Consider the following 9,987-nt stretch of genomic DNA (forward strand, 5'->3'; position numbering starts at 1 on the left):
TTGCTTGTGTAAACTATTATTTACGAAATATGGATTGAAATCTTTACTCGTTGTGGTATCGTTGCGTCATCCTCGCTGAGGATCAACTATCGCAAACGAGCATAAACAGGATCGCCATCATGCAAAAAGACGCGCTGAACAACGTACATATTACCGACGAACAGGTTCTGATGACCCCGGAACAGTTGAAGGCAGCTTTTCCATTAAGCCGACAACAAGAGGCCCAGATTGCTGATTCGCGTAAAACTATTTCAGATATCATCGCCGGGCGCGATCCCCGGCTGCTGGTGGTGTGTGGTCCTTGTTCCATTCATGATCCTGAAACTGCACTGGAATATGCTCGTCGATTTAAAGCCCTTGCCGCAGAGGTCAGCGATAGCCTCTATTTGGTGATGCGCGTCTATTTTGAAAAGCCCCGTACCACTGTCGGCTGGAAAGGGTTGATTAACGATCCACATATGGATGGCTCCTTTGATGTTGAAACAGGATTAAAGATTGCACGTAAGTTGCTGTTGGAACTGGTAGATATGGGATTACCGTTGGCGACGGAAGCGTTAGATCCAAACAGCCCGCAATATTTGGGTGATCTATTTAGCTGGTCGGCAATTGGTGCTCGTACCACGGAATCGCAAACGCACCGTGAAATGGCATCCGGGCTTTCCATGCCGGTTGGTTTTAAAAACGGCACTGATGGCAGTCTGGCAACGGCAATCAATGCTATGCGTGCCGCTGCACAACCGCATCGCTTTGTTGGTATTAATCAGGCAGGACAGGTGGCGCTGCTACAAACTCAGGGTAATCCGGACGGACATGTGATCCTGCGTGGCGGAAAAGCACCGAACTATAGCCCGGCGGATGTCGCGCAATGTGAAAAAGAGATGGAACAGGCGGGACTGCGCCCCTCACTGATGGTAGATTGCAGCCACGGTAATTCCAATAAAGATTATCGCCGTCAGCCTGCGGTGGCAGAATCCGTGGTTGCCCAAATTAAAGATGGCAATCGCTCAATTATTGGTCTGATGATCGAAAGTAACATCCACGAAGGCAATCAGTCTTCCGAGCAACCGCGCAGTGAAATGAAATACGGTGTATCCGTAACAGATGCCTGCATAAGCTGGGAAATGACCGATGCCTTGCTGCGTGAAATTCATCAGGATCTGAATGGGCAGCTGACGGCACGCGTGGCTTAAGAGGTTTATTATGGTTGCTGAGTTGACCGCATTACGCGATCAAATTGATGAAGTCGATAAAGAGCTGCTGAATTTATTAGCAAAGCGTCTGGAGCTGGTTGCTGAAGTCGGTGAGGTGAAAAGCCGCTTTGGGTTGCCCATTTATGTACCGGAGCGCGAGGCATCCATGCTGGCCTCGCGGCGCGCAGAGGCGGAAGCCCTCGGCGTTCCGCCAGATCTGATTGAAGATGTTCTGCGTCGGGTAATGCGTGAGTCCTACTCCAGCGAAAACGACAAAGGATTTAAAACGCTTTGTCCTTCACTACGTCCAGTAGTTATTGTTGGTGGCGGCGGTCAGATGGGGCGCTTGTTCGAGAAGATGTTGACGCTCTCTGGCTATCAGGTGCGGATTCTGGAGCAACATGACTGGGATCGCGCGGCTGAGATTGTTGCCGATGCCGGTATGGTGATTGTCAGCGTGCCGATTCATGTTACAGAACAAGTTATCGGCAAATTACCACGTTTACCGCAAGACTGTATTCTGGTCGATCTGGCATCAGTGAAAAATGGGCCTTTACAGGCCATGCTGGCGGCGCATGATGGTCCAGTGCTGGGGCTTCACCCGATGTTTGGTCCGGATAGCGGCAGCCTGGCGAAGCAGGTCGTGGTCTGGTGTGATGGACGTCAGCCAGAAGCGTACCAATGGTTTCTTGAACAAATTCAGGTCTGGGGCGCGCGACTGCATCGCATTAGCGCCGTCGAACATGATCAGAATATGGCGTTTATCCAGGCGTTGCGCCACTTTGCCACTTTTGCTTATGGCCTGCATCTGGCAGAAGAAAATGTTCAGCTTGAGCAGCTTCTGGCACTCTCTTCGCCCATATATCGTCTTGAGCTGGCGATGGTCGGGCGACTGTTTGCCCAGGATCCGCAGCTTTATGCCGATATTATTATGTCTTCAGAACGTAATCTGGCGTTGATCAAACGTTACTATAAGCGTTTTGGTGAGGCGATTGAGTTGCTGGAGCAGGGCGATAAGCAGGCGTTTATTGACAGCTTCCGCAAGGTGGAGCACTGGTTCGGCGATTACGCACAACGCTTCCAGAATGAAAGCCGCGTATTATTGCGTCAGGCGAACGATAGCCGCCAGTAATAACCCTGTGCCGGATGATTCACATCATCCGGCTTTTTTCATCAGGTTGGATCAACAGGCACTACGTTTTCACTTGGGTAACAGCCCAATACCTTCATTGAACGGGTGATTTCCCCTAACTCTTTTAACGCCTTTTGCATTTCCACGGATTCAAGATTGGCCTGAATATCCAGATAAAACATCTCTTCCCACGGATTACCGTGAATCGGGCGTGATTCCAGACGGGTCATAATCAGATTGTGGTTGCGCAATACCAGCAACGCTTCAACCAGAGCACCAGCTTGTTGTCCGGTAGCCATTAACAGTGTGGTTTTTGCCGGAACCTGGTCAGACACGTTAATGGCTTTACGTGCCAGCACCACAAATCGGGTGAAGTTTTGTCGTTGATTCGCCTCAATGCGCTCCAGTACCTGTAAACCGTACAAGGAACCGCCAGCTTCGCTCCCCAGCGCAGCGACATGTGGTGATTTTGCCTGTGCAACTTTTTCCATTGCCGCAGACGTACTCTCGGTATATTCAATCTTCCAGTGCGGGTAACGGTTAAGGAATTTGCTGCATTGCTGGAACGGCTGCGGGTGGCTGTAGACCGTGTTGATAGTCGATAAATCGGTGGTGCCGGAAACCAGCAAACAATGGTCGATAGTTAACGTCATCTCGCCAACAATCGACAAGCTGGTATGTTGCAGCAGATCGTAAACGTCGTTTATGGCACCGGAGCTGGTGTTTTCGATCGGTACGACGGCATAGTCGGCCTGACCGGTTTCCACCTGATTAAAAATATCGGCAAATTTGGCGCAGCCGCTTTCAATGAATTGCTCAAAGTGACGGGCAGCGTACTGGCGCGCCGCAAGATGTGAATAAGAGCCTTTGGGCCCGAGAAAAGCAATGCGGGCTGAGTGCGGATTAATTTTATTGAGATGCTGCTGGAGTAAAGCCTGCTGAGTTAATACGGAATCTTCAATGATGAGCTGGAACAGGCGAGTAATGTAGTGGGCATCCAGATGGTGTGTCTTACCAAGCGTAATTAATCTTTCCAGCAAATCGCGCTCACGATCGATATCACGTACCGGGCGATGAGAAAGCAGTTTGGCTTTTCCCACCTCAACGGCTAGCTCGCGCCGCTCTGCCAGTAACGCCAGCAATTTTTCGTCCAGCGTGCTAATTTTCTCGCGCAGCGCCAGTAACGGGTTTTCCGATGTCATAGTGTTGCCTTTTTTGTTATCAATAAAAAAGGCCTCCCGATTTGGGAGGCCTTATTGTTCGTCTTCGCATTCTGTTTCACACGACGAAACGCCTCCCATTCAGGGGAAGGTAAAAAAGAATGCGAAGAAAAACGGCGTTTGTTTCATGTTTGTTTCCTTAAGCAACTTCAGTACAGTACCCGTACTGTTTTCATGCTGTCAACAAAAAACGCGCCCGAAGGCGCGTTGGCGATACACTCAATATAAAGGACTACTCTTCTTCAACTTCTTCGACGAAGTTGGCGTCTTTCACCGACGTTGCGGCACGACGTGCTTCGCCTTTGTGCTGCAGTTTATTGAGCTGCCGTTCCAGCTTGTTGATCAATTCGTTAATTGCAGTGTACATATCTTCATGTTTACCACTGGCAACCAGAACGCCGTTAGGTGTATTGATAGTGGCGTCAGCAACGAACCCTTGTGGTTCCTTGGACAGAATGATATGCGGATTAATCAGGTGCGTTTGCCATTTTTCCAGTTTGGCGAGACGGTCTTCGACATGTTGGCGGATTGCCGGAGTAATTTCCATTTGTTTGCTGGTAATGTTCATTGTCATAAATTTTACCTCTTGTCTTCCCGTCTTGGTGAATTCAGCATACCGCTCCTGATGTCAAAATGTGTGATGAAAATCTCATAATTTTGTCACTTTTTGTCAACGAAGTTTTTTTGTGAGAAATCGCAGGAAGAGGTGTTTTTTTACTTGAGGAATGTCTCAAAGCGAGCCATATTTGATAGGATCAGTCGCGACTGAATCGCTTTAGTTAGCGTTCAAATCGAATAAAAAAACGGCAGCTCCAGGGCTGCCGTTTTGCGTATATCACACCAGTTAAGTGTTGCTGCTGTTAGCGGCAATAATTTTCGCGACTTTTTCAGCCTGAGCGTTCATCTGCATCTGGCGGTAAGCATTTTCCATCAGCGGCAGCGCATCACGCGTAGCCTGGGTATCCGGGTAGTCACGCAGCATGCCTTCGACGCGGTTGACGACGGCAACCCATGCGCCACGTTCGGTGTAGTACTCTGCAACGGAGTATTCATATTTCGCCAGACGATCTTTCAGGAACACCAGACGTTTGGTTGCATCAGTGGTGTACTGGCTGTTTGGATAGCCGCGTACCAGTTTGGAAAAGTCACTAAATGCAGCTCGAGCATGTTGAGGATCGCGATCGCTACGGTCAACGCCAAAGAACCCTTGCAGCGCACTGTCATCCAGCGCCATATTGGTCAGGCCACGCATGTACATGACATAATCGATATTCGGATGGGTCGGGTTGAGGCGAATAAAACGATCGATGGCAGCCTGTGCTAACGGCAGATCGGCGTTTTTATAGTAGGCGTAGATGAGATCCAGCTGCACCTGCTGCGAATACGGACCAAACGGATAGCGATTATCTAACGCTTCCAGTTGCGTTATTGCCTGTCTCCAGTTACCGTCCTGCAGCTTTTGTTGTGCAGTCGCGTAAATTTCATTTGGCGGATTATCAGGTACTTCTTCCTTTGACCCCGAGCAACCCGCCAAAAACAGGCTTAGTGTGGCGGCTGCCACCAGATATTTCATGCGCGTCATGACGTTTTGACTTTCCTCAAAATGTAATACGGGAGATTCTCTGTTCCTGCTCCCGGTTAAGACCAGCTACAATAGCACACTATATTAAACGGCAAAGCCGTAAAACCCCAACGATAAACGAAGAAGCAGTATATATGGCACAACGAGTAGAACTCACTGCAACAGTGTCCGAAAACCAACTCGGTCAACGCTTAGATCAGGCTTTAGCCGAAATGTTCCCGGATTATTCACGTTCGCGAATAAAAGAATGGATCCTCGACCAGCGCGTGCTGGTTAACGGCAAAGTTTGTGATAAGCCGAAAGAAAAAGTATTAGGTGGCGAGCTGGTGGCCATCAACGCCGAGATTGAAGAAGAAGCGCGTTTTGAACCGCAGGATATCCCGCTGGATATCGTCTATGAAGATGAAGACATCATCGTCATTAATAAACCGCGCGACCTGGTGGTACATCCTGGCGCGGGTAACCCGGATGGCACGGTATTGAATGCGTTGCTTCATTACTATCCACCCATTGCCGATGTACCGCGTGCAGGTATTGTCCATCGTCTGGATAAAGACACCACTGGCCTGATGGTTGTGGCAAAAACCGTTCCAGCCCAGACGCGCCTGGTGGAATCTCTGCAACGACGTGAAATTACTCGTGAGTATGAAGCGGTAGCAATTGGTCATATGACTGCTGGTGGCACGGTGGATGAGCCAATCAGCCGCCATCCGACCAAACGAACTCATATGGCGGTGCATCCAATGGGCAAACCGGCGGTCACTCATTATCGCATTATGGAACACTTCCGTGTGCACACGCGTCTGCGGCTGCGTCTGGAAACTGGACGTACGCACCAGATCCGCGTGCATATGGCCCATATCACCCATCCGCTGGTGGGCGATCCGGTTTATGGTGGCCGTCCGCGTCCGCCAAAAGGTGCTTCGGAAGCGTTTATCTCCACGCTGCGTAAGTTTGACCGCCAGGCGCTACATGCAACCATGCTGCGTCTTTATCACCCGATCTCCGGCATCGAAATGGAATGGCATGCGCCTATTCCGCAAGATATGGTGGAGCTGATTGAGGTGATGCGCGCCGATTTCGAAGAGCATAAGGATGAAGTGGACTGGTTATGAGTAAGCTGATTGTCCCGCAGTGGCCGCTGCCAAAAGGTGTTGCGGCCTGTAGCTCTACCCGTATCGGCGGCGTGAGCTTGCCGCCCTACGACTCGCTCAACCTCGGTGCTCATTGTGGTGATAACCCGGAGCACGTCGAGGAAAATCGCAAGCGGCTTTTTGCTGCGGGTAATTTGCCTTCAAAACCGGTCTGGCTTGAGCAGGTACACGGCAAAGATGTGCTTAAGCTTACTGGCGAACCTTATACCTCAAAACGGGCGGATGCCTCGTATAGCAACACACCCGGCACGGTTTGTGCCGTAATGACAGCCGATTGCCTGCCTGTGCTGTTTTGCAATCGGGCAGGAACGGAAGTCGCGGCTGCCCATGCAGGCTGGCGCGGATTGTGCGCTGGCGTTCTGGAAGAGACGGTTTCCTGCTTTGCCGATAAGCCCGAAAACATTCTTGCCTGGTTGGGGCCGGCAATTGGTCCACGCGCGTTTGAAGTGGGGCCGGAGGTTCGCGAGGCGTTTATGGCAGTAGACGCCAAAGCGAGTACAGCTTTCATTCAGCATGGTGATAAGTATCTGGCGGATATTTATCAGCTTGCCCGGCAGCGTCTGGCGAGCGTTGGTGTTGAACAAATTTTCGGCGGTGACCGTTGTACATATACGGAAAATGAGACTTTCTTCTCTTATCGTCGCGACAAGACCACCGGTCGTATGGCAAGTTTCATTTGGCTGATATAACCTAAAGAATCAAGACGATCCGGTACGCGTGATTTTCTTTTCACATTAATCTGGTCAATAACCTTGAATAATTGAGGGATGACCTCATTTAATCTCCAGTAGCAACTTTGATCCGTTATGGGAGGAGTTATGCGTCTGGATCGTCTTACTAATAAATTCCAGCTTGCTCTTGCCGATGCCCAATCACTTGCACTCGGGCACGACAACCAATTCATCGAACCACTTCATTTAATGAGCGCCCTGCTGAATCAGGAAGGGGGTTCGGTTAGTCCTTTATTAACATCTGCTGGCATCAATGCTGGCCAGTTGCGCACAGATATCACTCAGGCATTAACCCGTTTACCACAGGTTGAAGGTACAGGTGGCGATGTCCAGCCGTCACAGGATCTGGTGCGCGTTCTTAATCTTTGCGACAAGCTGGCGCAAAAACGTGGTGATAACTTTATCTCGTCAGAACTGTTCGTCCTGGCGGCACTTGAGTCTCGCGGCACGCTGGCCGATATCCTGAAAGCAGCAGGGGCGACCAACGCCAACATTACTCAAGCGATTGAACAAATGCGCGGAGGTGAAAGCGTGAACGATCAAGGAGCTGAAGACCAACGTCAGGCTTTGAAAAAATACACCATCGACCTTACCGAACGAGCCGAACAAGGCAAACTCGATCCGGTGATTGGTCGTGATGAAGAAATTCGCCGTACCATTCAGGTACTGCAACGTCGTACTAAAAATAACCCGGTGCTGATTGGTGAACCTGGTGTTGGTAAAACTGCCATCGTTGAAGGTCTGGCGCAGCGTATTATCAATGGCGAAGTGCCGGAAGGGCTGAAAGGCCGCCGCGTACTGGCGCTGGATATGGGCGCGCTGGTGGCTGGGGCGAAATATCGCGGTGAGTTTGAAGAACGTTTAAAAGGCGTGCTTAACGATCTCTCCAAACAGGAAGGCAACGTCATCCTGTTTATCGACGAATTACATACTATGGTTGGCGCAGGTAAAGCCGATGGCGCAATGGACGCCGGGAATATGCTGAAACCGGCACTGGCACGTGGTGAGCTGCACTGTGTGGGTGCTACGACGCTGGACGAATATCGCCAGTACATCGAAAAAGATGCTGCGTTGGAACGTCGCTTCCAGAAAGTGTTTGTTGCCGAGCCTTCTGTTGAAGACACCATTGCTATTCTGCGTGGCCTGAAAGAACGTTACGAGCTGCACCACCATGTGCAAATTACTGACCCGGCAATTGTTGCAGCGGCGACGTTGTCTCATCGCTACATTGCTGACCGTCAGCTGCCGGATAAGGCCATTGACCTGATCGATGAAGCAGCATCCAGCATTCGTATGCAGATTGACTCAAAACCAGAAGAACTCGACCGACTCGATCGTCGTATCATCCAGCTCAAACTGGAACAACAGGCGTTAATGAAAGAGTCTGATGAAGCCAGTAAAAAACGCCTGGATATGCTCAACGAAGAACTGAGCGACAAAGAACGTCAGTACTCCGAGTTAGAAGAAGAGTGGAAAGCAGAGAAAGCGTCGCTCTCTGGTACGCAGACCATTAAAGCGGAACTGGAGCAGGCAAAAATCGCCATTGAACAGGCTCGCCGTGTAGGTGACCTGGCGCGGATGTCTGAACTGCAATACGGCAAAATCCCGGAACTGGAAAAGCAACTGGAAGCCGCAACGCAGCTCGAAGGTAAAACTATGCGTCTGTTGCGTAATAAAGTGACCGACGCCGAAATTGCTGAAGTGCTGGCGCGTTGGACGGGGATTCCGGTTTCTCGCATGATGGAAAGCGAGCGCGAAAAACTGCTGCGTATGGAGCAAGAACTGCACCAGCGCGTTATTGGTCAGAACGAAGCGGTTGATGCGGTATCTAACGCTATTCGTCGTAGCCGTGCGGGGCTTGCGGATCCAAATCGCCCGATTGGTTCATTCCTGTTCCTCGGCCCAACTGGTGTGGGTAAAACCGAACTTTGTAAGGCGCTGGCGAACTTTATGTTCGATAGTGACGAGGCGATGGTTCGTATCGATATGTCCGAGTTTATGGAGAAACACTCGGTGTCTCGTCTGGTTGGTGCGCCTCCGGGATATGTCGGTTATGAAGAAGGTGGCTACCTGACCGAAGCGGTGCGTCGTCGTCCGTATTCCGTCATCCTGCTGGATGAAGTGGAAAAAGCGCATCCGGATGTCTTCAACATTCTGTTGCAGGTACTGGATGATGGGCGTTTGACTGACGGGCAGGGGAGAACGGTCGACTTCCGTAATACGGTGGTCATTATGACTTCTAACCTCGGTTCTGATCTGATTCAGGAACGCTTTGGTGAACTGGATTATGCGCGCATGAAAGAGCTGGTGCTCGGTGTGGTAAGCCATAACTTCCGTCCGGAATTCATTAACCGTATCGATGAAGTGGTGGTCTTCCATCCGCTGGGTGAACAGCACATTGCGTCGATTGCGCAGATTCAGTTGAAACGTCTATACAAACGTCTGGAAGAACGTGGTTATGAAATCCACATTTCTGACGAGGCGCTGAAACTGCTGAGCGAGAACGGTTACGATCCGGTCTATGGTGCACGTCCTCTGAAACGTGCTATCCAGCAGCAGATCGAAAACCCGCTGGCACAGCAAATACTGTCTGGTGAATTGGTTCCGGGTAAAGTTATTCGCCTGGAAGTTAATGAAGACCGGATTGTCGCCGTCCAGTAAATAAGAAAAGCGAGCCCTTCGGGGCTCGCTTTTTGTCTAATTTCCAACCGGAAATGGTCGTTTTTAAGGTGTTTTGCTTAAGAATTGAACGAACGATAAATTTTTTATATTTTCCGCTTGTCTCTTCAGAATAACTCCCTATAATGCGCCACCACTGACACGGAACAACGGCAAACATGCCGCCGGGTCAGCGGGATTCTCCTGAGAATTCCGGCAGAGAAAAGCGAAAATAAACGCTTGACTCTGAAAGAGGAAAGCGTAATATACGCCACCTCGCGACAGTGAGCTGAAAGCCGCGTCGCAACTGCTCTTTAACA

At 50.4% G+C, this 9,987-nt stretch carries 9 protein-coding genes and 1 other annotated feature; of the genes, 5 read left to right on the forward strand and 4 right to left on the reverse strand.

The window, feature by feature from the left end; all coding sequences use genetic code 11:
* The first annotated feature begins 119 nt into the window (after positions 1-119).
* Entirely contained in the window at positions 120-1,190 is a 1,071-nt protein-coding gene (aroF, locus tag FEK47_RS20830; RefSeq protein ID WP_130217289.1) for a 3-deoxy-7-phosphoheptulonate synthase AroF, read from the forward strand.
* Positions 1,191-1,200: 10 nt separating this feature from the next.
* Positions 1,201-2,322, forward strand: coding sequence for a bifunctional chorismate mutase/prephenate dehydrogenase (gene tyrA, locus FEK47_RS20835; protein WP_135403821.1), 1,122 nt, complete (start codon positions 1,201-1,203; stop codon positions 2,320-2,322).
* A 41-nt stretch (positions 2,323-2,363) separates the two neighbouring features.
* On the opposite strand, the gene pheA is transcribed toward tyrA, so the two are convergent.
* The 4 genes from pheA to bamD all read right to left on the reverse strand — a co-directional run bounded on the left by pheA (position 2,364) and on the right by bamD (position 5,124).
* Positions 2,364-3,524 (reverse strand): bifunctional chorismate mutase/prephenate dehydratase, encoded by a 1,161-nt coding sequence (gene pheA / locus FEK47_RS20840; protein WP_130208153.1) that lies wholly within the window; start codon positions 3,522-3,524, stop codon positions 2,364-2,366.
* Positions 3,525-3,546: 22 nt separating this feature from the next.
* Positions 3,547-3,672: a sequence feature (Phe leader region), on the reverse strand.
* A complete protein-coding gene (gene pheL / locus FEK47_RS20845) occupies positions 3,624-3,671 on the reverse strand; it encodes a pheA operon leader peptide PheL (protein WP_100229775.1) in 48 nt (15 codons plus the stop codon). Its footprint overlaps the feature before it by 48 nt.
* Positions 3,673-3,774: 102 nt before the next feature.
* On the reverse strand, positions 3,775-4,116 hold the full coding sequence (gene raiA / locus FEK47_RS20850; protein ID WP_000178461.1) for a ribosome-associated translation inhibitor RaiA: 342 nt from the start codon (positions 4,114-4,116) through the stop codon (positions 3,775-3,777).
* Positions 4,117-4,386: 270 nt separating this feature from the next.
* Positions 4,387-5,124: an outer membrane protein assembly factor BamD gene (bamD, locus tag FEK47_RS20855; protein ID WP_000197686.1), complete on the reverse strand. Its 738-nt coding sequence runs from the start codon at positions 5,122-5,124 to the stop codon at positions 4,387-4,389.
* A gap of 134 nt (positions 5,125-5,258) precedes the next feature.
* Between bamD and rluD the strand changes: the two genes are divergently transcribed.
* The 3 genes from rluD to clpB all read left to right on the forward strand — a co-directional run bounded on the left by rluD (position 5,259) and on the right by clpB (position 9,670).
* Entirely contained in the window at positions 5,259-6,239 is a 981-nt protein-coding gene (rluD, locus tag FEK47_RS20860) for a 23S rRNA pseudouridine(1911/1915/1917) synthase RluD (protein WP_115438707.1), read from the forward strand.
* On the forward strand, positions 6,236-6,967 hold the full coding sequence (gene yfiH, locus FEK47_RS20865; RefSeq protein WP_135487413.1) for a purine nucleoside phosphorylase YfiH: 732 nt from the start codon (positions 6,236-6,238) through the stop codon (positions 6,965-6,967). The genes rluD and yfiH overlap by 4 nt, the downstream gene beginning before the upstream one ends.
* A 129-nt stretch (positions 6,968-7,096) precedes the next feature.
* Positions 7,097-9,670: an ATP-dependent chaperone ClpB gene (gene clpB / locus FEK47_RS20870; RefSeq protein WP_135487414.1), complete on the forward strand. Its 2,574-nt coding sequence runs from the start codon at positions 7,097-7,099 to the stop codon at positions 9,668-9,670.
* Positions 9,671-9,987 lie beyond the last annotated feature (317 nt).

This window comes from Escherichia sp. E3659 (assembly GCF_005781135.1).
In the GTDB taxonomy this organism is placed as follows: domain Bacteria; phylum Pseudomonadota; class Gammaproteobacteria; order Enterobacterales; family Enterobacteriaceae; genus Escherichia.